General features: G+C 69.9%; 15 protein-coding genes and 1 tRNA gene. 10 read left to right on the top strand and 6 right to left on the bottom strand.

Annotation, left to right across the window (positions count from 1 at the left end; all coding sequences use genetic code 11):
* Nucleotides 1-371 precede the first annotated feature (371 nt).
* The 4 genes from mobF to J3P44_RS09245 all read left to right on the top strand — a co-directional run bounded on the left by mobF (nucleotide 372) and on the right by J3P44_RS09245 (nucleotide 3980).
* Complete coding sequence (gene mobF / locus J3P44_RS09260; RefSeq protein ID WP_255890044.1) at nucleotides 372-3107, top strand: MobF family relaxase; 2736 nt, start codon at nucleotides 372-374, stop codon at nucleotides 3105-3107.
* Between the two features lie 172 nt (nucleotides 3108-3279).
* Nucleotides 3280-3519: a hypothetical protein gene (locus tag J3P44_RS09255; protein ID WP_255890043.1), complete on the top strand. Its 240-nt coding sequence runs from the start codon at nucleotides 3280-3282 to the stop codon at nucleotides 3517-3519.
* Nucleotides 3512-3709, top strand: coding sequence for a helix-turn-helix domain-containing protein (locus J3P44_RS09250; RefSeq protein ID WP_255890042.1), 198 nt, complete (start codon nucleotides 3512-3514; stop codon nucleotides 3707-3709). Before J3P44_RS09255 ends, J3P44_RS09250 begins: the two co-directional genes overlap by 8 nt.
* A gap of 40 nt (nucleotides 3710-3749) precedes the next feature.
* Nucleotides 3750-3980: a hypothetical protein gene (locus J3P44_RS09245; RefSeq protein ID WP_255890041.1), complete on the top strand. Its 231-nt coding sequence runs from the start codon at nucleotides 3750-3752 to the stop codon at nucleotides 3978-3980.
* Here the strand turns inward: J3P44_RS09245 and J3P44_RS09240 are convergent.
* The 3 genes from J3P44_RS09240 to J3P44_RS09230 form a co-directional block, all read right to left on the bottom strand.
* Nucleotides 3972-4045, bottom strand: a tRNA-Pro gene (locus J3P44_RS09240). The genes J3P44_RS09245 and J3P44_RS09240 overlap by 9 nt on opposite strands.
* Before the next feature lie 106 nt (nucleotides 4046-4151).
* Nucleotides 4152-4802, bottom strand: a complete 651-nt coding sequence (locus J3P44_RS09235; RefSeq protein WP_255890040.1) for a dihydrofolate reductase family protein — start codon at nucleotides 4800-4802, stop codon at nucleotides 4152-4154.
* A 12-nt stretch (nucleotides 4803-4814) separates the two neighbouring features.
* Nucleotides 4815-5741 (bottom strand): metallophosphoesterase, encoded by a 927-nt coding sequence (locus tag J3P44_RS09230; RefSeq protein WP_255890039.1) that lies wholly within the window; start codon nucleotides 5739-5741, stop codon nucleotides 4815-4817.
* Nucleotides 5742-5766: 25 nt separating this feature from the next.
* On the opposite strand from J3P44_RS09230, the gene J3P44_RS09225 reads away from it, so the two are divergent.
* Complete coding sequence (locus J3P44_RS09225; protein WP_255890038.1) at nucleotides 5767-6225, top strand: GatB/YqeY domain-containing protein; 459 nt, start codon at nucleotides 5767-5769, stop codon at nucleotides 6223-6225.
* 4 nt (nucleotides 6226-6229) lie between these two features.
* Here J3P44_RS09225 and J3P44_RS09220 read toward each other — a convergent pair whose 3' ends face one another.
* Entirely contained in the window at nucleotides 6230-8641 is a 2412-nt protein-coding gene (locus tag J3P44_RS09220; protein ID WP_255890037.1) for a transglycosylase domain-containing protein, read from the bottom strand.
* Between the two features lie 194 nt (nucleotides 8642-8835).
* Between J3P44_RS09220 and J3P44_RS09215 the strand changes: the two genes are divergently transcribed.
* Nucleotides 8836-9123, top strand: coding sequence for a WhiB family transcriptional regulator (locus J3P44_RS09215; protein ID WP_255890874.1), 288 nt, complete (start codon nucleotides 8836-8838; stop codon nucleotides 9121-9123).
* Between the two features lie 5 nt (nucleotides 9124-9128).
* On the opposite strand, the gene bagB is transcribed toward J3P44_RS09215, so the two are convergent.
* Both bagB and bagA read right to left on the bottom strand, forming a co-directional pair.
* Nucleotides 9129-10262, bottom strand: coding sequence for an ArsA family ATPase (gene bagB / locus J3P44_RS09210; RefSeq protein ID WP_255890036.1), 1134 nt, complete (start codon nucleotides 10260-10262; stop codon nucleotides 9129-9131).
* Between the two features lie 11 nt (nucleotides 10263-10273).
* Nucleotides 10274-11317: an ATPase BagA gene (gene bagA, locus J3P44_RS09205; protein ID WP_255890035.1), complete on the bottom strand. Its 1044-nt coding sequence runs from the start codon at nucleotides 11315-11317 to the stop codon at nucleotides 10274-10276.
* Nucleotides 11318-11519: 202 nt separating this feature from the next.
* Between bagA and J3P44_RS09200 the strand changes: the two genes are divergently transcribed.
* From J3P44_RS09200 to J3P44_RS09185, 4 genes are all read left to right on the top strand, one after another.
* On the top strand, nucleotides 11520-18425 hold the full coding sequence (locus tag J3P44_RS09200; RefSeq protein ID WP_255890034.1) for an OmpL47-type beta-barrel domain-containing protein: 6906 nt from the start codon (nucleotides 11520-11522) through the stop codon (nucleotides 18423-18425).
* A 129-nt stretch (nucleotides 18426-18554) separates the two neighbouring features.
* Nucleotides 18555-19415 (top strand): CoA transferase subunit A, encoded by an 861-nt coding sequence (locus J3P44_RS09195; RefSeq protein ID WP_255890033.1) that lies wholly within the window; start codon nucleotides 18555-18557, stop codon nucleotides 19413-19415.
* Between the two features lies 1 nt (nucleotide 19416).
* Nucleotides 19417-20085, top strand: a complete 669-nt coding sequence (locus J3P44_RS09190) for a 3-oxoacid CoA-transferase subunit B (protein WP_255890032.1) — start codon at nucleotides 19417-19419, stop codon at nucleotides 20083-20085.
* 380 nt (nucleotides 20086-20465) lie between these two features.
* A complete protein-coding gene (locus J3P44_RS09185) occupies nucleotides 20466-21038 on the top strand; it encodes a carboxymuconolactone decarboxylase family protein (protein ID WP_255890031.1) in 573 nt (190 codons plus the stop codon).
* Nucleotides 21039-21188 lie beyond the last annotated feature (150 nt).

Here is a 21188-nt window from a genome sequence, read left to right as displayed (position 1 = left end):
TGCAATAACGGCGCCGGTAGGCGGGCTTGGCCGGGAGCCCTCGTTCCGTTTCAGCCGTCCGGTGAGTAATCCCGGAACGGCGGCGTGATCTGGCACAGCGACGTCACCCCGGCGACGACGCTCGACGCCGCCACGCCCTCCGACTCGAAGACATCCACGAGCTCGTCCCACGCATCACTGTTCGCTAACCGCTCGGACCCTCAGTGACGACCAGTGACGAGTCTCGAAGCCGCCCGTCTACTCGTCCGTCGACGCCTTCAAACCGAGCGGCACGCATGCTACGAAGGTCCGTAGATCGGTCCGCCCCTGGGGGCGGGCCGAGCGTCATTTCCAGGCTAGGTGACGAGTACTGACGGGCGGTGACGAGGCCGATGCACGGTGGAGTGAAGTTCTACCGCGGCTCCGCGGCCGCCGCGCGCTCCTACGTCGAGGCCGACCACTCGCGCGCCGACGACTACTACCTGGCGGAAGGGACCGGGGTGGCCGAGCGATACGTCGCCACGACTCTCCCGGCGGTGGGGGGACGCGGTGTTTCCGCAGTTCAGGACGGGGGGACGTTGGATGGCGCCGCCTACGAGCGGTGGGTCGCCGGCTACGACGTGCTGACCGGCGTGGCCAAGGGGCGCCTGCGTGACGACGCCCGCGCGTTGCGGTTCGTCGAGATCGTGGTGAACGGGCCGAAGTCCTGGTCGCTGGCCGCGGCGCTTCATCCTGATATCGCGGCGGCGTACGACGCGGCGATGGATCGGGCGGCGGGTGAGGTGATCGGGTGGGTGGCCGAGCACGCCACCACCCGGGTCGGGCCACGTGGTCGGCAGGTGCAGGTCCCGGTCGAGATCCTCGAGGCGGCCGTCGTGCGTCACTACACCTCGCGGGCCGGGGACCCGCACCGCCACCTCCACGTGCAGATCAACGCACGCGTGTTCGCGGCCGGTGCGTGGCGGGGGCTGCACTCGATCGGTGTCGTGGACAGCATCGAGGCGCTCAACGGGATCGGGCACGCGGCCGTGATGTGCGACCCGCAGTTCAGAACGGCCCTCGCCGGGCGTGGCTACACGCTCGGCGACGACGGCGAGATCCGTCAGCTCGCGCCGTACGTCGGTGGGTTCAGCCAGCGAGCCGCCCAGATCAACGGCAACGTCGACCGCTACGAAGCCGCCTGGCGAGCCGAGCACCCAGGCCAGGAGCCCGGGCCGCGGCTGCGCCGGACCTGGGATCGACGCGCCTGGGCTGACGCGCGGCCCGACAAGGTCGTGCCCCACGACGGCGCCGACCTCGTCGCCGCCTGGAACCGTGAGCTGCGCGACCTCGGCTTCACCCCGCCGACCCCACCGACCAGCCCGGCGGCAGAGCCGGGTGTGCAGATCGGTCGGCTCAACCGCGATGTCGCCGCCGACCTCGTGCTCAGCCGGCTCGGTGCCAAGCGGTCGGCGTGGAACGCAGCCGACATCCGCGGAGAGGCTGAACGGCTGATCGCCGCCGTCGGGGTCGTCGCCGAACGAGCGGTCCGGCACGAGCTGGTCGAGGACGTCGTCGAGCGTGCCCGGACACGGTGCGTGCCGTTGTTGGACCGAGGGGACGTCCCCGAGCACGTCCGCAGCCTGACCTCCGAACGTGTCGTCGCCGTCGAAGCCGACCTGATCGACACCATCGCCGCACGCTCCGCCCGTCCGGTGACCGACGCCGTCCTGGTCCGCGGCATCGACCACCTCGACCCGGCACAGCGACGCGTCGTGGCGGCGCTGGCCGGGGAGGCTGGACTAGTGCTGATCGAGGGCGCCGCCGGCACCGGCAAGACCACGACCCTCGCCGCCGCACGCGACGTACTCGAGGCCGCCGACAGTCGACTCGTGGTCGTCACCCCCACCCTCAAGGCCGCCCAAGCAGCGCAGCAGCAGGTCGGCGCCGACGCGTTCTCCGCCGCCTGGCTCATCCACCAACACGGCTACCGCTGGGACGACGACGGACACTGGACACACACCGACGCGGGAGCCGAGGCTCGACCCGATTCACGTGCTCGTCTGCTTCCCGGCGACGTCCTTCTCGTCGACGAGGCCGGCATGCTTGACCAGGACACCGCCCGCGCGCTGTTCGCCATCGCCGACCGAGCGCACGCGACCGTCGCGCTCCTCGGCGACCGCCACCAACTCCCAGCCGTCGGTCGCGGCGGGGTCCTCGACCTCGCCGCACGCTGGGTGCGACCCGCAGCGCACCACGAGCTCGAGTCGGTCCACCGGTTCAGCGATCCCGCGTACGCCGACCTCAGCCTGCTCATGCGCACCGGTGAGCGCCCTGGTGAGGTCTTCGAGAAGCTCTACGAGCGCGGCCAGATCGTCCTGCATGCCAGCGAGGTCGAACGCACCGCAGCCCTGGCCGCCATCGGCGCCGCCCCTGATGATCATGACGGTGACCAGCTCGTCATCGCCGACACCCGCGACCAGGTCGCTGCGCTCAACGCAGCCATCCGCGACCGCCGTCACGGCGCTGGCGCACCACACGGTGGGCAGTCTGGTGAGCCATCTGGTGAGCGCGCTGGTGAGTCCGTTACGCGTCGTGGTGAGCGGATCGGTCTCGGCGACCGGGTCGCCACTCGGCGCAACGACCGCGACCTGGCCTGTGCCAATCGGGACAGCTGGACGGTGATCGGGATCGGTGAGGATGGCAGCTTGCTCGTCACCGGCCGCGCCGGCCAGCGCGCTCTGCCGGCCGAGTACGTCCGCGAGCACGTCGAGCTCGCCTTCACCACCACCGCCTACGGAGCCCAGGGCGAGACCGTCGACTCCGCCCACTTCGCGCTCGGCGAGACGACCGGCGCCGCCTCGGCGTACGTCGGGATGACCCGCGGCCGTCACCACAACATCGCCCACGTCGTCGCCGAATCCGTCGACGACGCCCGCAGCCAATGGGTCGAGGTCTTCAACCGTGACCGCGCCGACCTCGGACCCAGGCACGCCGCCCAGCGGGCCGCCGACGACATCGACCGGTACGGACCGAGCGCGCCGCCAGCGCCCATCGGACTGCAGGCTGCGGCGCTTCGCGATCGCCAAGAGCGGCGGCCGGAGCCGATCCCGACCTCATTGCCGACTGCCCGCGGAATCGGTCGCTGACCAACCTCCTGGCATCGAGTGATCGCCCGGAGCGGCCCGGATGACATAGGTGACCAGGAGAGGCTCCGGTCTCGACAGCAGCGGTCACAGATGTCCGATCCGCCGAGCGCCTTGTTGCTTCTCCGGGCGAAGGCCACCGAATCCGTCGGCGGCCACGACGAAAGGCAACGTGATGGTGACACCCATCGGCATCCCGGACGACTGGGACGACAACAACCTGATCCTGTTCGAGGAGTTCTGCGACCTCATCCGCACACCCCAGCGCACCGTCCGCGACTGGCGCCAGCGCGGCGTCGGCCCGCGATGGACCCGCTTCCAAGGCATCGGTCGGCTCTACATCACCGTCGCCGAGGCCCGACGCTTCCTCGCCTCCGCCACAGTCGCGCGGGTGGAGGTGCGTTCCGATGGCTGAGCGGCGCGCCGTTCCGGTCTATCTCAGCCTCGAGGAGGCCGCCGAGTGCATGTCGGTCTCGGTCAAGACAATCCGGCGCTGGATCGCCGCCGGCACCCTCCCGGCCTACCGCTGCGGCAAGCGGGCCATCCGGATCAAGCTCGAGGACCTGGAGGCCGCGCCTCGACAGATTCCCTCAGCCCGGTGGTGATGCAGCAGCGCGTCGCGTCCACGGCGAGTGACGGTCCGTCGTGACCGAACCCACCGACGTCCAGCACCTCGTGAAGCAACTGATCGCCGGCGCTGGCCCCAAGGAGAACGAGGTGCTCCACGCCGCGTTGATGAGCGGGCAGGTGTCCCATCTTCGAGAAGCTCAAGCGCACGAGGAGCCGACGCTGAGTTCGGTGGCACGTTCGTGGCACGCGATCCCCCAGATCAGGCCCGAAGTGGCACCTGACCTGGGGAAACATGTGTCGGGCTGACAGGATTTGAACCTGCGGCCTCCTCGTCCCGAACGAGGCGCGCTACCAAGCTGCGCCACAGCCCGCTGCCCTGGCCAGAAGACCGGCCGGGCAACGCGGGCGAGCATACCGGAGCGGGGAGAGGCTCCCGAAATCGCCCCGGACCGATGTGACCTGGCGGGAGTCCGCCGCTCATGCGGGGACTTCGGCGGTGCCCGCCTTCCGGGTGAACGTCAGGTGAGTGACCCCGCTGGGGGAGGACACCGCCTCGATGTCGTAGGTGTCCTCGAGGGCCTCGAGCCCGTCCCAGATCCGGGTGCCCCGACCGAGCACGATCGGAGCCTGCACGAGGTGCAGGTGATCGACGAGATCGGCCGCGACGAACTCGCGGACCGTGGTCGCACCACCACCGATGCGGACGTCCAGGTCGCCGGCGGCCTCCTGGGCGATGGCCAACGCTTCCTCCGGGGAGGTGCTCAGGAAGTGGAAGGTGGTGCCGCCCTCCATCTCGAGCGGCGACCGTGGCCGGTGGGTGAGGACGTACGTCGGCGTGTGGAAGGGCGGGTTCGGACCCCACCAGCCCTTCCAGTCGGGGTCGTCCTGCCAGCCGGGCGGGCCGAACTTGTTGGCGCCCATGATCTCCGCGCCGATGCCGACGCTGTGGCGGAGGGCGAACGAGTCGTCCATCCCCGCACTGCCGCCCTCGGCCCAGAAGCGCGTGCCGAACATCCACTCGTGGAGGCGCTCGCCGGCGTGCCCGAACGGCGCCTCGGCCGACTGCGGCTCACCGGCTCCGAAGCCGTCGAGCGAGATCGAGAAGTTGTGGACCCGGACCAGTGGCATCGTCGTACTCCCTCAGATGAGCGTCAGCAGGGTCGCCTCGGGGCGGCACGCCACCCGGATGCGGACATAGGGGTTGGTGCCCAGGCCGGCGGACACGTGCAGCCACGACGAACCTGGCTCGCCCGGGGCGGAGTCGGCAGGGTGGCGGTGCAGGCCACGGGCCCGCGCCGGGTCGAGGTCGCAGTTGGTGGTCAGCGCCCGGCCCCTCCCGTCGAACGTGGGCAGGCAGATCTGGCCGCCGTGGGTGTGGCCGGCGATGATCGCGTCGTAGCCGTCGCCGGCGAACTGGTCGAGCACCCGGAGGTACGGCGCGTGCGTGACGCCGAGCCGCAGGTCCGCCGCGCGGTCCGCCGGCCCGGCGACCCGGTCGAGGTCGTCGTACCCCAGGTGCGGGTCGTCCACGCCGGCGAAGGCGATCGAGGTGCCGCCCACGGTCAGCGAGCCGAAGCCGTTGGTCAGGTCCACCCAGCCGGCTGCGCTGAACCGCTCCTTGAGGTCGGGCCAGGGCAGCTGGGGGACTCTCGTGTTGCGCTTGCCGGTGTCGGGCAGCAGGTAGAGGAGCGGGTTGCGCATGCCTGGGGAGTAGTAGTCGTTGGAGCCGAGGACGTAGACGCCGGGCACGTCGAGCAGCCCGCCCAGCGCGTCGGTGACCGCCGGCACCGACCGGGCGTGGGCCAGGTTGTCGCCGGTGTTGATCACCAGGTCCGGCTCGAGATCGGCGAGGCCGCGCAGCCACTCCTGCTTGGTTCGCTGGTCCGGCGCCATGTGGATGTCACTGAGGTGGAGCACCTTCAGCGGCGCGTGTCCCGGTGGCAGCAGCGGCACGGTGACGCGGCGCAGGGTGTACTGCCGGGCCTCCCACGCGGCGTACGACGTCAGCCCCGCGCCGGCGATCGCGCCGAGCGCCAGCGTGCGCCGGGCAAACGGGATGAGGGGCATTCGGCAAGGCTGCCACAATGGCCCCATGAGTGCTCTGAAGGACCGTCTCCGCGCTGACCTCACCACCGCCATCAAGGCGCGTGACGAGCTGCGCTCCTCGACGCTGCGGATGGTGCTGACCTCCATCACCAACGCCGAGGTCGCCGGCAAGGTGTCGCGCGAGCTCTCCGACGACGACATCCTCGGCGTCCTGTCCACGGAGGCCAAGCGGCGTCGCGAGGCCGCCACCGCCTTCCAGGAGGGCGGCCGCGCGGAGATGGCGGCCAAGGAGGCGGCCGAGGGCGAGGTCATCGCCGAATACCTCCCGACGCCGCTGACCGAGGCCGAGATCGCGGAGCTGGTCGCCGCGGCGATCGCCCAGACAGGTGCCGCCGCCGAGGGCATGCGCGCCATGGGCAAGGTCATGGGCGTGGTGACGCCGCAGGTCAAGGGCCGTGCCGACGGCGGGGCCGTCGCGGCCGAGGTGCGCAAGCAGCTGGGCTGACCGGTCAGCCGCGGCCGTTGCCGTTGCCTCCGCCGTTCCCGTTGCCGTTGCCGTTGCCGTTGCCGTTGCCGTTGTTCCCGCCGCCACCGCCGCCGCCGCCACCGCCGCCGCCACCGGAGGGCGGCGGGGGGACGTAGCCGGTCGAGGTGTAGAGCGTGACGGTGTCGCCGCTGCTCAGCGACGTACCCCCCGACGGTGACGTGTAGGCGACGAGCCCGGCGCCTACCTCGGAGTTGACCTGGCCACCGTCGGCGACGGTGAAGCCAGCCGCCTGGAGCGCCTGGGTGGCAGCCTCGACGGACTGGCCGGCGACATCCGGAACCGGCGTCAGGACCCCGGCGATCTCGTCACCTGGCGGGGCCTGGAAGTCCTCGTCGGGGAGCTTGGCGGAGATGGCGGCCATCGCGTCTCCCCAGATCGGGCCGGCCACCGTGGAGCCGAACGCCTCGCCGATGTAGCTGCCGCCCACAGTCTGGCCGTTCAGGCTGACCCATTCGCCGAACTCGTTCGCGCCCGCCACCATGGCGACGGTGGCGATCGACGGCGTGTAGCCGGCGAACCACACCGACATGTTGCTCTGGTTGGTGCCGGTCTTGCCGGCGGACGGCTTGTCGATGGCGATGTTCTGCCCGAAGCCCCCTGGCTCCATGACGCCGCGCAGGATGTCGTTGACGGCGTCGGCCGTAGCGCCGGGCATCACCTGCTCGCACTGCGTGGAGAAGTCCTTGAGGACCTGTTCGTCTGCGTCGAGCACCTGGGTGACCGGTCGCGGGTCGCAGTGCAGGCCGCGCGCGGCGAAGGTGGCGTAGGCCTGGGCCAGCTCGAGGGGGTTGCTGTCGGAGACCCCGAGGATCCACGACGGCACCTTCTGTGCGAGCGGGACCTTCACGCCCATGTCCTCGGCCAGCTGGAGCGGCTCGCACATGCCGGTCTGGGTCTCGAGCTGGGCGAAGAAGGTGTTCACCGACTGCTGGGTGCCCGAGTAGAAGTCGTAGTTCTGGTTGCCACCAGTGGAGTTCGACACGTCCCAGCCCTCGCCGTCGCCGGCGTAGGGGCCGTCGCAGTTCTCGAACTCCTCGTCATCGATGTGCATCTCCAGCGGGGAGTAGATCGACGTGCTGAGCGGGATGCCCTGGTTGATGGCCGAGGCCAGGACGAAGACCTTGAAGGTCGACCCGGCCTGGAAGCCGTTGGCGTCGCCGTACTCCTTCGGCACGACGTAGTTGAGGTGGGTCTGGCCCGCGGCCTTGTCAGTGCCCATCGGCCGCGACTGCGCCAACGCGCGTACGTCACCGGTGCCGGGCTCGACCATCGCCAGGCCACCGATGGCCTGGTCGGTGGGGTAGACGTGGGCGGCGACGGCGGTGTCGGCGGACCTCTGCATGTCGAGGTCGATCGTGGTCCTGATCGTCAGACCGCCGTTCTTGAGCGTCGTGCGACGCTCCTTGGGCGTGTCGCCGAGCACCGGGTCCTTGAGCAGCCAGTTGACGACGTAGTCGCAGAAGAACGGTGCCTGCGACTGCTGGCAGCCGTTGGCGGAGTTCTTGATCTTGAGCGTCTCCTCGATCGGCGTGTCCTTGAGCCGCTCGGCCTTCTTCTCGCTCAGCACGCCGAGCTGGGCGAGGCGGTCGAGCACGACGTTGCGCCGGCTCTCGGCCCGCTCCGGGTTGTCGACCGGGTCGTAGCCGACCGGGTTCTTGACCAGGCCGGCGAGCGTCGCCGACTCGAGGAGATTGAGCTTGCCGGCGTTCTTGGAGAAGAAGTGGCGCGCGGCGGACTGCACGCCGAAGGCGCCGTCGCCGAAGTAGGCGATGTTGAGGTAGCGCTCGAGGATCCAGTCCTTGGTGTGGTTCTTCTCGAACGCGATGGCGTAGCGCAGCTCGCGGATCTTGCGGGCGTACGTCTCCTCGGTCGCCGCAGCCTTCTCCTCGTCGGTCTCCGCCTGGTAGAGCAGGGTCTGCTTCACCATCTGCTGGGTGATCGAGGATCCGCCCTGGACCGAGCCGCCGTTGGCCTGGTTGGTGATGAAGGCGCGGAGCGTGCCCTTGAGGTCGAGGGCGCCGTGGTCGTAGAAGCGGTAGTCCTCGATCGCGACGATCGCCTTGACCATGGGCCGGGAGATCGACTGCAGCGGGACGTTGATCCGGTTCTGGTCGTAGAGCGAGGCGATCAGGTTGCCGTTGACGTCGTAGATCCGCGTCTTCTGCGAGAGGTCCTTGGCCTCGAGGGACTCGGGGAGGTTGACCATCCCCTTGCTGACGTCCTTGGCCGCCACGCCGAGCAGGCCCGCGAACGGGATGGCCAGGCAGGCGGTGAGGACGCCCATGACCACCGCGACGGCGCCCATCACCGCGAGGTGGGAGGCGACCCGGCCGGCGTCTGGGCGTCCCTGGGGGCGCGCGGAGCGTGAAGGCATGGTCCCCAGAGTACGGGGAGTCCGCATAGCACCTTCAATTCCAACCGCGCAGGAAGATAGTCACATTGGACTACGCGATTTGGACCACCTAGACCTGCCTAGACCGGGGCGAAGTCGTTTACTTTTCACATCGAGACCGGGATGGCCGCTATGGGGGCGGCTGACCAGCTCGACTGAGAATCGTGGGGATCGACATGTGGGTTGAGGACTGGGCATCGCGGGCCGCTTGCAAGGCGGACACGCCGGACGCACTCTTCGTGCGCGGAGCCGAGCAGAACAAGGCCAAGCAGGTGTGCGCGGGTTGCCCCGTTCGCACCGAGTGCCTCGCCGAGGCGCTGGACAACCAGATCGAGTGGGGTGTCTGGGGCGGGATGACTGAGCGTGAGCGCCGTGCGCTGCTCCGCCGCCGCCCCGGCTCGTCGTGGCGCACCATCCTCGAGACCGCGCGCACCAAGGTCGAGACTCCCTCCGTCTCTGTCTGAGGCCCTCAGGGCCTCTCCGCGAGGCTCGCGCCGATCGCCCGCAGTCCGTCCAGGTCGTGGATGTCGGCGGCCATCGCCGCTGCCACGGCCGTCGGGACCTGCGGGTGGGACGCGGCGAAGCGCTCGCGCCAGTGCCGCTCGCGCTCGATGATCCGCACCCGGTCGGCGTGCAGCTGGAGCAGTCCGGCGGCCAGTGACGACGAGTCACTGTCCCGCAGCCGGTCGGCCGCAGCGATCGCCTCCTCGGCCGAGAGGTCGGTGAGGGCAGAGGGGCTCACCCGGTTGACCACCAGGCCGGCCAGCGGCATCTCGTCGTCGGTGAGCCGGTCCACGAAGTACGCCGCCTCGCGCAGCGCGTCGGGCTCGGGTGCGGCGACCACGACGAACGCCGTCCCGTCGGCCTGCAGCAGCGCGAAGGTCTGCTCGGCCCGCTGGCGGAAGCCGCCGAAGAGGGTGTCGAAGGCGGCGACGAAGGTCTGCATGTCGCGCAGCACCTGCGCCCCCAGCACCTTGGTCAGCGCATGGGTGACGACCGAGAGCCCGGCCGTCATCAGCTTGGCGGGTCCGCGGGCCGGCGCCAGGAGCAGCCGGATGAAGCGCCCGTCAAGGAAGCTGGAGAGCCGTTCAGGAGCGTCGAGGAAGTCGAGCGCGGAGCGCGACGGAGGCGTGTCCACCACGATCAGGTCGTGGCTGCCGTCCTCGAGCGCCTGCCGGTGCAGCTGGCCGAGCTTCTCCATCGCCATGTACTCCTGGGTCCCGGCGAACGAGCTCGACAGCGCGATGTAGAACGGGTTCTCCAGGATCTGCCGCGCCTTCTCCGCGCTGGCCTGGCTCTCGACCACCTCGTCGAAGGTGCGCTTCATGTCGAGCATCATCGCGTCGAGCGACCCCCCGGCCGACGAGTCCACGTCCGACACCGGTCGCGGGGTGTTGTCGAGCCGCTCGATCCCCATCGACTGGGCCAGCCGGCGGGCCGGGTCGATCGTCAGCACCACGACCTTGCGCCCCCGCTCGGCCGCGCGCAGCGCGAGTGCGGCGGACGTCGTGGTCTTGCCGACGCCACCCGACCCGCAGCACACGATGATCTCGGTGGTGCGGTCGTCGAGCAGGGCGTCGATGTCGAGTCGCGGGGTCTTCATGGGGGTGAGTTTCATGCCATCCCCTGGGTGCGCAGCAGCTGCGCCAGCTCGATCAGCGCGCCGTGGTCGATGCCGCCGGCCAGCCGCGGCAGCTCGTAGGTCGGCAGGTCCTCCGCCTCCACCAGCGTGCGCTGCTCGTCCTCCAGCTGGCGGCGTACGGCGTGGTCCCTGGCCTCGTCGAGGAGGGAGCGCACCAGCTCGGCGTCGACGTCGACCTTGGCGCGGCTCAGCTCCGAGGTGATGGCGGTGGGGTCGACCTCGTCGTCACGCACCTGGTCGAGCGCACTCGCACCGAGCGCCCGGGGCCGGACCAGGTTCACCACGACGCCTCCGACGGGGAGGCCCGCGCGGTGCAGCTCGGCGATCCCGTCGGCGGTCTCCTGGACCGGCATCTCCTCGAGGATCGTGACGAGGTGGACGGCGGTGCGCGGTGAGCGGAGCAGCTCCATGACCTTGTCGGCCTGGCTCTTGATCGGCCCCACCTTGGCGAGCCCGGCCAGCTCGGAGTTGACCCCGAGGAACTGGCAGATCCGGCCGGTCGGCGGCGCGTCGAGGACCACGGCGTCGTACGTGATCACGTCCCGGTGGCGGCCCTTGTCGGCCCTCTTGTCCGAGCGCCGGGGCCGCTGCACCGCTTCGTAGACCTTGCCGGTGAGCAGCACGTCGCGCACGCCCGGCGCGATCGTCGTGGCGAAGTCGATCACGCCGAAGCGGTCGAGCGCCTTCCCGGCGCGGCCGAGCTTGTAGTACATCGCGAGGTACTCCAGCAGCGCGGACTCCGGGTCGATGTGGAGGGCGTACACCTGTCCGGCGCGGCCCTCCTCGTCCGGCGCGCCCTTGGTGATGCGCCGCTCGTCGTAGGGGAGCGGGTCCACGTCGAACATCCGGGCGATGCCCTGCCGCCCCTCGACCTCGCACAGCAGCACGTTGCGTCCCGACGACGCCAGCGCGAGGGCGAGCGCGGCTGCCACCGTCGACTTCCCGGTGCCGCCCTTGCCGGTCACCACGTGCAGGCGCACCCCGGGCCAGTCGGTCCGATCGGGGTGGGCGGTCACGAGGCGAGGATAGCCAGCCCTGGATGCGGCGTCTCCGGGGCATTTATCAGTTGAAACCTCACCTTGTTAGCCATCGGGAACATCTTTTGCTTGACCAGCACACAAAAGTCTGCGAGCGTCACGCCCACGCCCGCCCGCCCGTGATCCATGTCACAGCCCCCGCGACACGGGTGGTGAGCCCCCATCGACCTGGAGGACCGTGATGTCCACGACCACCGCCCGACGTTCGACCGTCGGCACCGCATTGTTCGCCGTGCTCGGCCTCTTCGCCGGGCTGCTGCTCGGCGTCGTCGCCGCCGCTCCGGCGAGTGCCCACGAGGGCCACGGCCACATCCTGCTCTACACCGAGGCGCCGGCCGGCCCCTGGCACGACGCCGCGATCGCCCAGGGCACCCCCAAGGTCAAGGCGGCGCTGGAGGCGGCGGGGATGACCGTCACGGTGGACGCCGACTCCTCCGAGTTCACCGACGAAGGGCTGGCCCAGTACGACGCGATCGTCGCCTTCCAGATCAACGGGGACCCGTGGACCGCCGACGAGAAGGGCGCGATGGAGCGCTGGATGGCGGCCGGGGGCGGCATCGCGGCGGTGCACAACGCCCTCGACATGCGCGGCAACTACACCTGGTGGGACAACATGGTCGGGTCGTTGATGCCTGGTCACGCACCCACCGGCACCGACCCCGGGCCGCAGGGCGTGGTCCGTCTCGAGGACTACGCGCACCCGTCGACCAAGCACTTCACCGAGGACCGGTGGACCCGCAACGACGAGTGGTACAACTTCTCCAACAACGTCCGCGGCACCGCCCACGTCCTGGCGACGATGGACGAGACCACCTACTCCGGTGGCAACCAGGGCTACGACCACCCGATCTCGTGGTGCAAGCCCTACGAGGGCGGCAAGTTCTGGGCCACTGCGATGGGCCACTTCCCCTCCCACTACGACGAGCCCAAGTTCATGGCCCACCTCGTCGGGGGCGTGAAGTACGTCGCGGACATCGAGCAGGGTGACTGCGGCGGCACCGTGTGGAGCAACTACGAGCGCGTGCCACTGGACGAGAACACCTCCGCGCCGTACGCCATCGACGTCGCCGACGACGGCCGCGTCTTCTACACCGAGCTGGTCCGCGGTCAGATCCGGATGTACGACCCCGAGACCCAGGACGTCAGCACCGTGCTGACCAAGCCGGTCTACTCCGGCGGCGAGGACGGGATGCTCGGCATCGCCCTCCACCCCGACTTCGCGACCAACGGCCACGTGTTCGTCTACAACTCCCCGGCGAGCGCCAACGACAGCGACCCGGCCAACTTCTTCAGCTACGTCACCCGTTACACCTGGACGGGTGGGGCCAACGGTTCCTTCGACCCCGCGTCGGAGAAGCAGATCATCAAGATCCCGGCCCGGCGTCTGGACGACAACGACGAGCCCGGTCACACCGGCGGCGGCCTCGACTTCGACGCCCAGGGCAACCTCTACATCGGCGTCGGCGACGACGTGAACCCGCACTCCGAGCCCTCCGGCGGCTACGCGCCCCTCTCCGAGCGCGACGGCACGTTCCACGACGCCCGCGCGACCTCCGCCAACACCAACGACCTGCGCGGCAAGCTGCTGCGCATCACGCCCAAGGCCGACCCCGGGGCGCTCGGCAAGGGCACGAGCTACGACATCCCGAGCGGCAACCTCTTCGGCCCCGGCGGCCCCTACGCGGACGCCGACGACACCTTGACGCTCGACGAGATCTACGCGATGGGCTTCCGCAACCCGTTCCGCTTCTCCATCGACCAGGAGACCGGAGCCATCGGCCTGGCCGACTACTCACCCGACAACAACACCGACGCGCCGGCCACGCGCGGCCCCGCCGGCATCGCCGAGTGGAACCTGATCAAGAGCCCCGGCAACTACGGCTGGCCGTTGTGCATGGGCGGCAACCACAACGGGACCAACCCCAACGGTGAGCCGTTCCGCGACGTCGACTACCGCACCAACCCGGTGACGGTCGGCGGCTACTTCGACTGCGCCAACCCGGTCAACGACTCGATCCGCAACACCGGCCTGACCAACCTGCCGCCCGCTCGCGCGGCCGACATGTACTACGGCTATCAGCGCTCGTCGGTGCCCAGCGTGATCGCGCAGGGTGGCGGACTGGCCCCGATGGGCGGCCCGTTCTACGACTACGACGCCGACCTCGAGTCCGACACCAAGTTCCCGGAGTCCTTCGACGGCAAGCCCTTCTTCTACGACTGGGCGCGCAACAAGATGTTCTCGATCCAGACCAAGAACCCCGCGACGGGGAACCCCGGCACCGAGGTCGAGAAGGTCAACCCCTTCCTGCCGCAGGAGAAGTTCCTGGCCCCGATCGACTCCAAGTTCGGTCCCGACGGCTCGCTGTACGTCCTGGACTGGGGCGGCGGCTTCGGGCGGGACAACCCGACCTCGGGTCTCTTCCGTGTCGACTACATCTCCGGCTCGCGCTCGCCGGTCGCTCGGATCAGCACCGACAAGGACTCCGGACAGGCCCCGCTGACCGTCGCCTTCGACGGCACCGGGTCCACTGACCCGGAGGGCGCCACGCTCACCTACGCCTGGGACTTCGACGGCGACGGCACGGCGGACGCGACGTCGGCGACTCCGACGCACACCTTCACGACGGTCGGGGTCTACGCCGCGCGCCTCACCGTCACCGACCCCCTCGGCAAGACCGGCACCACCACCGTGCCGATCACGGTCGGCAACACCGAGCCGACCGTCGACGTCCAGCTGCCACCGAACGGATCGTTCTTCGACTTCGGCGACACGATCAGCTGGGAGGTCGAGGTCACCGATCCCGAGGACCCAGCCGTCGACCCGCAGGACGTGATCGTGCAGCCCGCCCTCGGCCATGACGAGCACGCCCACCCGCTCGCGGAGACCCGCGGCCTCACCGGGTCGACCGAGACCAGCCTCGGTGGTCACGCACCGGACGAGAACATCTTCTACGCGATCGACGCGCGCTACACGGACAAGGGCGCCAACGGGCAACCCGCGCTCACCGGCTCCGACAACTCGGTGGTCTTCCCCAAGCTGCGGCAGGCGGAGTGGTTCGACGCCAAGTCGGCCACCGCCACGCTGGCCGCCGGGCAGGACCGCGCCGGCGGCGGCCAGGTGGTGGTCGGCAAGGGCGGTGCGTGGGTCAACTTCGAGCCCGTCAACTTCTACCGGATCAACAAGTTCGCGCTGCGGGTCCAGGCTGCCGCCGCGGGCGGCACCATCGAGCTGCGCGACGGCAGCCCGACCGGGCCGGTCGTCAAGACGGCGCAGGTCCCGGCCACGGGCAACCTCTACCGCGACGTCGTGGTCGACGTGAGCGACCTGGGCAACCAGACGATGGACCTCTACCTGGTCTTCACCGGGACAGGAGACATCAAGCTCAACTTCTTCGAGGCCATCGGGCAGGGCTCCTCGCCCAAGGCCGCGCCCCAGGTCGCCATCACGGCCCCCGCCGACGGCCAGAAGCTGACGCCCGGCACCGACGTGGTGGTCAGCGCCGACGCCAGCGACGCCGACGGCACGGTGGCCGAGGTCGAGTTCTTCGCGGGTCAGGACAAGATCGGCGAGGACGTCACGGCGCCGTACGACGTGACCTGGCGGACCCCGACCGCGGAGGGTCTCTACAACCTCACCGCCGTGGCCACCGACGACGAGGGCAAGTCCAAGACCTCCCGCGTCGTCACGGCGCAGGTCGGTGAGCTCTTCGGGACGCTGCAGCCGTTCAGCAACGTGGAAGGCTCCTTCGACCGGACCGCGACCGGGTTCCGGATCACCGGTGCGGGCACCAACTCCTGGCAGGGCGTGGACCAGTACTCCACGCTCTACCAGCCTGCCGGCGGCGACGTCCGGTGGGACGCGGTGGTGCGGGTCGACTCGCACACCCTGGTCCACGGCTCGGGCAAGACGGGGCTCATCGTTCGCAACGACATGACCCAGCCCGGCGTCTCGCCCGGTTACGCCATGCTCGCCGTCCGCCCGACTGGAGGGATGGAGTACCTCACCGACCCCGACGGCAACGGCCAGCTCAACGCGTCCGTGGCCGGCGGCACGAGCGGCACGCCCAAGTGGCTCAAGCTGAGCCGCCGCGGCACCGACTACTCGGCGTACTGGTCGAACAACGGGACGACGTGGACCCAGGTCGGCACTGCTGTGACGCTGGCCAACGCCGCTCCCACCCAGGACGTCGGCATGTTCATCATGGCCCACGAGACGACGGCCCGGACGGCGGACTTCTCCCAGTTCGCCATCAACACCGAGCCGACCGACCCGGTCGCACCGACCCCGAGTGACCCGCTGTCCTGCGTCACCGGTCCAGTGAGCGACGAGTTCGACTCGCCCTCGCTGCTGCCGAAGTGGTCGGTGCGCCAGGACGCCGCCAAGCCGATCACCCAGTCGGCAGGCTCGCTGAACCTGCCGGTCACCACCGGGGACATCAACGAGGCCAACACCGGACCGGTGAGCTTCGCGGGTCAGCCGTTGCCCGCGGGCAGCTGGCAGGCCACCACCAAGATCACCCTGACGCACAGCAACGAGTGGCAGTGGGCCGGTCTGGTCGTGCACAAGTCGGACAACGAGTACAACAAGCTCGCGTTCGTCCGCAACAGCGCCGGTGGCCGGTTCATCGAGTTCCAGTCCGAGACCGCCGGCAGCCGCACCACACCGGGCAACCCGGCCGTCCCGGCGGACTTCCCGACCACCATCCACCTCAGGCTGACCAACACCAACGGCACCCTCACGGCGGCCTACTCCGCCGACGGGACCGCGTGGACCAACGTCAGCGGGTCCACCGCGCTCAAGACCGGCGCGGGCACCCAGATCGGCCTCATGGCCGCTGGTGACCTGGGCGCGACCCCGCAGGTGGCCAAGGCCGACTGGCTCCGGGTGACCCCCGACGCCACCGCGGTCTTCGAGGCTGACGACGAGTTCGCCGGCTCGGCGCTCGACGGCTGCCGCTGGGCGGAGTCGGTGCGCTACAACTCGCACACCGAGTCCGTGGCGGACGGTCACCTCAAGATCACCACCGAGCCCGGCGACATCAACGGCAACAACCCGGTCTCGCCGCGCAACTTCATCCTCCAGAAGGCTCCGGCGGGCGACTGGGTGGCGACGACGAAGCTGAAGGCACCGCTCAAGCACCAGTGGCAGCTGGCCGGCCTGATGATGTACGGCGACGACAACAACTACGTCAAGGCCGACGTGGTCGCCTACAACGCACCGGGTGCGGCCCTCGACCTGCGGGCCGAGCTCGCAGCGGAGAAGGGTGGCACCGGCGTCAGCGGTGGCGACAACCTCAACATCGCCGACAGCTCCGAGAGCGGCTACTGGTACGTGCGGGTCACCAAGGCCGGTACGAAGTACACGGCCGAGGTCAGCGACGGCGGGATCAGCTGGGCCCCGATCGGCGACGGCATCACCTACGACGGTCCGTTGCGCGCGCTCGGTGTGATGGCGATCGGACCGCAGCAGGAGGAGCCGGTCACGGTGGAGTTCGACTACTTCCACCTCGACACCGAGGAGCCCCCGGCCGACACCACGGCCCCGACGACGACGGCGACCACGACCGACGTGGCGACCGGCGTCCAGGTGAGCCTCACCGCCACCGACGGCGAGGGCGGCTCGGGCGTCGCGTCGACCCAGTACCGCATCGACGCGGGTGAGTGGACGGCGTACACCGCTCCGTTCGTGGTCGACGAGCCCGGCACCCACACGGTGGAGTTCCGCTCCACCGACGTGGCGGGCAACGTCGAGGCGACCAAGAGCACCCAGGTGGTCGTCGAGGCTCCCGACGAGGCGGCACCGACGACGACCATCACCTGGTCGCCGGCGGCACCGGACGGAGAGGCCGGCTGGTACGTCACCGAGCCGAGCTTCACCCTCGCCGCTGAGGACACGGGTGGCTCCGGCGTCGCGTCGACCGAGTACCGCCTCGACGGTGGCACCTGGACGGCGTACGCCGGGCCGGTGGAGGTGGGCGACGGCGAGCACACCGTGGACTACCGCTCCACGGACGTGGCCGGCAACCAGGAGACCGCCGGCTCGTCCGGGGTCGAGGTCGATACCGTCACCCCGGCCACCGGTGCCACCCAGGGACCCGTCGCCAACGGCGTCCGGGTCGAGCTCGAGGCGACCGACGCCACCTCCGGCGTTGCGGCAACCGAGTACCGCGTCGACGGCGGTGCGTGGACGGCGTACACCGAGCCGGTCGTCGTGACCGGAGCCGGCGAGCACACGGTCGGGTTCCGCTCGACGGACGTCGCCGGCAACGTGGAGGCGCAGCAGACGATCACCGTCACGGTCGACGGTCCGCCCGTCGACACCGCCGCACCGGTGACGACGGTGACCACGGTCCCGGCGCAGCCGGACGGCAGCGCCGGCTGGTTCACGACGGCTCCGAAGGTGACGCTGTCCGCGACGGACGCGGGGTCGGGCGTAGCCCGCACGGAGTACCGCATCGGCAGCGGCGCGTGGACGACGTACGCCGGTCCCTTCACGGTCACCGCGCAGGGACTCCAGGTGCTCGAGGCGCGGTCGGTCGACAAGGCCGGCAACGTCGAGACCGTGCGGTCGCTGGAGCTCCCGGTCGACACCGCAGACCCGGAGGTCACCATCTCCGGCCTGCGGGAGCGGGCCTACCCGACCCACAAGTCGGTCACGGTGACCTGGGCGGCGTCCGACGCCACCTCGGGTGTCCGCGGGGTCCAGGCGATGCTGGACGGCGAGCCCGTCGAGGCCGGGGAGTGGCAGATGTGGACCCTGTCCACGGGCCGCCACGTCCTCACCGTCACGGCCACGGACGTCGCCGGCAACACCAGCTCGCGGTCGGTGGTCTTCTCGGTCCAGGCGACCGAGCGGTCGCTCAAGAAGGTGGTCACCGCGCTGGCGGCGGACGGCGACATCGCGCCCAAGCTGGCCAACAAGGTGCTCCAGCTCGACCAGGACGCCAGGAAGGCCGAGGGCCGGGGTGATCGCGCGGAGGCCCGGAAGGACCTCAAGGCGATCCACTCGCTGGTACGCCGCAAGCTCGAGGGAGAGCTGCGTCAGGTCCTGCTCGAGCTGGTGCGGGAGCGCATGGCGGGGCTGTGACGCCGTAGAGCTGGCCGGGCCCGGGGAGCGCCTCCTCCCCGGGCCCGGCTGCTGTCCACATCCGGAGGAGCGAAGTGTGGTCCCCGCCCACACAGTGGCCGTGGTCACACGGCCGATAAGGTGCCGGGCATGGACAAAGTGGTCACGTCGGCCGCCGAGGCGGTCGCCGACATCCCGGACGGCGCGAGGCTCGCGGTGGGCGGATTCGGGCTCTGCGGGATCCCGTCGGTCCTCATCGACGCGCTGCTGCAGGCCGGAACGACCGACCTCGAGGCGGTCTCCAACAACTGCGGCGTCGACGACTGGGGCTTGGGCCGGCTGCTGATGGCGAAGCGGTTGCGGCGGATGATCTCCTCCTACGTCGGGGAGAACAAGGAGTTCGCCCGCCAGTACCTCTCCGGCGAGCTGGAGGTCGAGCTCACTCCGCAGGGCACGCTGGCCGAGCGGATGCGGGCCGGCGGCTCGGGCATCCCGGGCTTCTACACCGCGACCGGGGTCGGCACGCAGGTGGCCGAGGGCGGCCTGCCGTGGAAGTACGACACCGAGGGCAACGTCATCGTCAGCTCGCCGCCGAAGGAGACCAAGGTCTTCTCGACCGCGGAGGGTGAGAAGGAGTACGTCCTGGAGGAGGCCATCGTCGCCGACTTCGGGCTGGTGCGGGCCTGGAAGGGCGACCGCCACGGCAACCTGATCTACCGCGACTCCGCGCGCAACTTCAACCCGCTCGCCGCGATGTGCGGCCGGGTCACGATCGCGGAGGTCGAGGAGCTCGTCGAGCCCGGCGAGCTGGATCCCAACGACGTCCACACCCCGGGTGTCTACGTCCAACGTGTGATCGCGCTGACGCCGGAGCAGGCCGCCGACAAGCGGATCGAGAAGGTCACCACGCGACCGCGCCCCGAGTCCGGTGCCTCGTCCGGAGAGTCCTCGGGGCCGTCCGGGGAGCAACCGCTGGTGGACGACGCGGCGACACACGGACTGGGAGGCTGACATGAGCTGGACGCGTGAGGAGATGGCCGCGCGGGCGGCCTCCGAGCTGAAGGACGGCTCGTACGTCAACCTGGGGATCGGGCTGCCGACGATGGTGCCCAACTACGTCGCCGACGACGTAGAGCTGGTGCTGCAGTCGGAGAACGGGATCCTGGGCGTGGGGGCGTACCCGTTCGAGGGCGAGGAGGATCCCGACCTGATCAATGCGGGCAAGGAGACGGTGACGCTGCGCAAGGGCGCGTCGTTCTTCGACTCCGCGCAGTCGTTCGGGATGATCCGCGGCGGCAAGATCGACGCAGCGATCCTGGGCGCGATGCAGGTCTCGGCGGTCGGTGACATCGCCAACTGGATGATCCCCGGCAAGATGGTCAAGGGCATGGGCGGAGCGATGGACCTCGTCCACGGCGCCAAGCGGGTGATCGTGCTGATGGAGCACACCGCCAAGGACGGCTCGCTCAAGATCCTCGACGAGTGCGACCTCCCCTACACCGGCAAGCGCGTCGTGCAGCGGATCATCACCGACCTCGCGGTCATCGACGTGATCGACCCGGCCACCGGCGAGGTGGCCCCCTCGGGCACCCTCGGCGACCGGGCGCTGCGACTCGTCGAGCTCGCCCCCGGGGTGTCCGAGGACGAGGTCCGCGACAAGACCGAGCCCGAGCTGGTCTGAATCGCTCGGAGAGTCTCCTCGTCGAGCGCGGTCTCCGGGCCGCACCCGCGCCGTGGGCCTTACCCTCCATCTCCAGATCCGAGCCGATGAGTGGGCGCCCCGAGCTCGAGCCTGCGCCGCAGCGACGAGATCTCGGGCCCTGGCATTACGGAATCCTTCGGTCGTTTCGCGACGCGCGTCATCGTCGAGGGGACATCTCTCGGTCGTTGAGGTCGGCTGCTGGACCAGCTCTCCTGCGGCGATCCGATCCGGTCAGCACCATTGACCGCCGTGTAGGGCGGGTCTACGGTAACTGAGGTTAATTCAGTTCAGGTGCGACACCAGGAGAAGCGATGCAGACACAGAATCAGGGCTCAGCCCTCGGCGGGACCCGGCTGACCATGGTGCCGGTCGAGGAGTTCGATCCAGAGCTCCGCGAACTGGTGAAGGCTGACGAGAGGACTCCCTTGGAGCTCGGCCTGCTGCGCGTGCATGCCCACCGGCCGTCGCATGCCAAGGCGATCGTCGGGCTCCATGCAGCACTGTGGACAGACCGCCTTCTCCCGGACCGTCTCCTCGAGCTGGTCCGCCTCCGAATCGCCTTCTTCAACCAGTGCCGCACCTGCATGGCTGTCCGTTATCCAGGCGCGATAGAAGATGGCCTCACCGAGGACCTTGTCTGCTCGCTCGAGAAGCCGCACGAGGCTACGAACCTGAGTGCCGCCGAACGCGCCGCCATCCGGTACGGCGAGCTGCTCGCGACCGATCACCTGGCCATCAACGATGACGTCTACGACGACCTACGCCTGCACTTCACCGAGGAGCAGATCGTCGAGCTCGGCGCGTACTCCGCGTTCTGCGTGGGGTTCGGTCGACTCGGAGCAACGTGGAACATGATCGAAGAGCTCCCCGAGCGCTTTCACGAGGGGGACGTCGCAACGCCCTGGGGCGGGGAAGCGATTGCGCTGACCTGACCGAAGGTGTCCACGCCCGCCGCGAACACCGCGTGCGTCACATCGCCGCGGGTCGCACATCCGGATCTGGCACCCCTCTGTGTCAAGACGCAGCAGGAAGCAGAGTTCTAGGGTGTTGTCTGGCGGGTCCGGGAAGTGACTTGTCCGAAG

The sequence above is a fragment of the Nocardioides astragali genome (genome assembly GCF_024436375.1).
Classification (GTDB): Bacteria; Actinomycetota; Actinomycetes; order Propionibacteriales; family Nocardioidaceae; genus Nocardioides; species Nocardioides astragali.
Note: the sequence above shows the minus strand (reverse complement) of the source record. Positions and strands in the feature narration are given on the sequence as shown.

What these genes read in the sequence shown, in the direction of transcription:
- mobF (WP_255890044.1), top strand. Translation starts at nt 372, where the DNA reads ATGCACGGTGGAGTGAAGTTCTACCGCGGCTCCGCGGCCGCCGCGCGC.
- J3P44_RS09255 (WP_255890043.1), top strand. Translation starts at nt 3,280, where the DNA reads ATGGTGACACCCATCGGCATCCCGGACGACTGGGACGACAACAACCTG.
- J3P44_RS09250 (WP_255890042.1), top strand. Translation starts at nt 3,512, where the DNA reads ATGGCTGAGCGGCGCGCCGTTCCGGTCTATCTCAGCCTCGAGGAGGCC.
- J3P44_RS09235 (WP_255890040.1), bottom strand. Translation starts at nt 4,802, where the DNA reads ATGCCACTGGTCCGGGTCCACAACTTCTCGATCTCGCTCGACGGCTTC.
- J3P44_RS09230 (WP_255890039.1), bottom strand. Translation starts at nt 5,741, where the DNA reads ATGCCCCTCATCCCGTTTGCCCGGCGCACGCTGGCGCTCGGCGCGATC.
- J3P44_RS09225 (WP_255890038.1), top strand. Translation starts at nt 5,767, where the DNA reads ATGAGTGCTCTGAAGGACCGTCTCCGCGCTGACCTCACCACCGCCATC.
- J3P44_RS09220 (WP_255890037.1), bottom strand. Translation starts at nt 8,641, where the DNA reads ATGCCTTCACGCTCCGCGCGCCCCCAGGGACGCCCAGACGCCGGCCGG.
- J3P44_RS09215 (WP_255890874.1), top strand. Translation starts at nt 8,836, where the DNA reads ATGTGGGTTGAGGACTGGGCATCGCGGGCCGCTTGCAAGGCGGACACG.
- bagB (WP_255890036.1), bottom strand. Translation starts at nt 10,262, where the DNA reads ATGAAGACCCCGCGACTCGACATCGACGCCCTGCTCGACGACCGCACC.
- J3P44_RS09200 (WP_255890034.1), top strand. Translation starts at nt 11,520, where the DNA reads ATGTCCACGACCACCGCCCGACGTTCGACCGTCGGCACCGCATTGTTC.
- J3P44_RS09195 (WP_255890033.1), top strand. Translation starts at nt 18,555, where the DNA reads ATGGACAAAGTGGTCACGTCGGCCGCCGAGGCGGTCGCCGACATCCCG.
- J3P44_RS09190 (WP_255890032.1), top strand. Translation starts at nt 19,417, where the DNA reads ATGAGCTGGACGCGTGAGGAGATGGCCGCGCGGGCGGCCTCCGAGCTG.
- J3P44_RS09185 (WP_255890031.1), top strand. Translation starts at nt 20,466, where the DNA reads ATGGTGCCGGTCGAGGAGTTCGATCCAGAGCTCCGCGAACTGGTGAAG.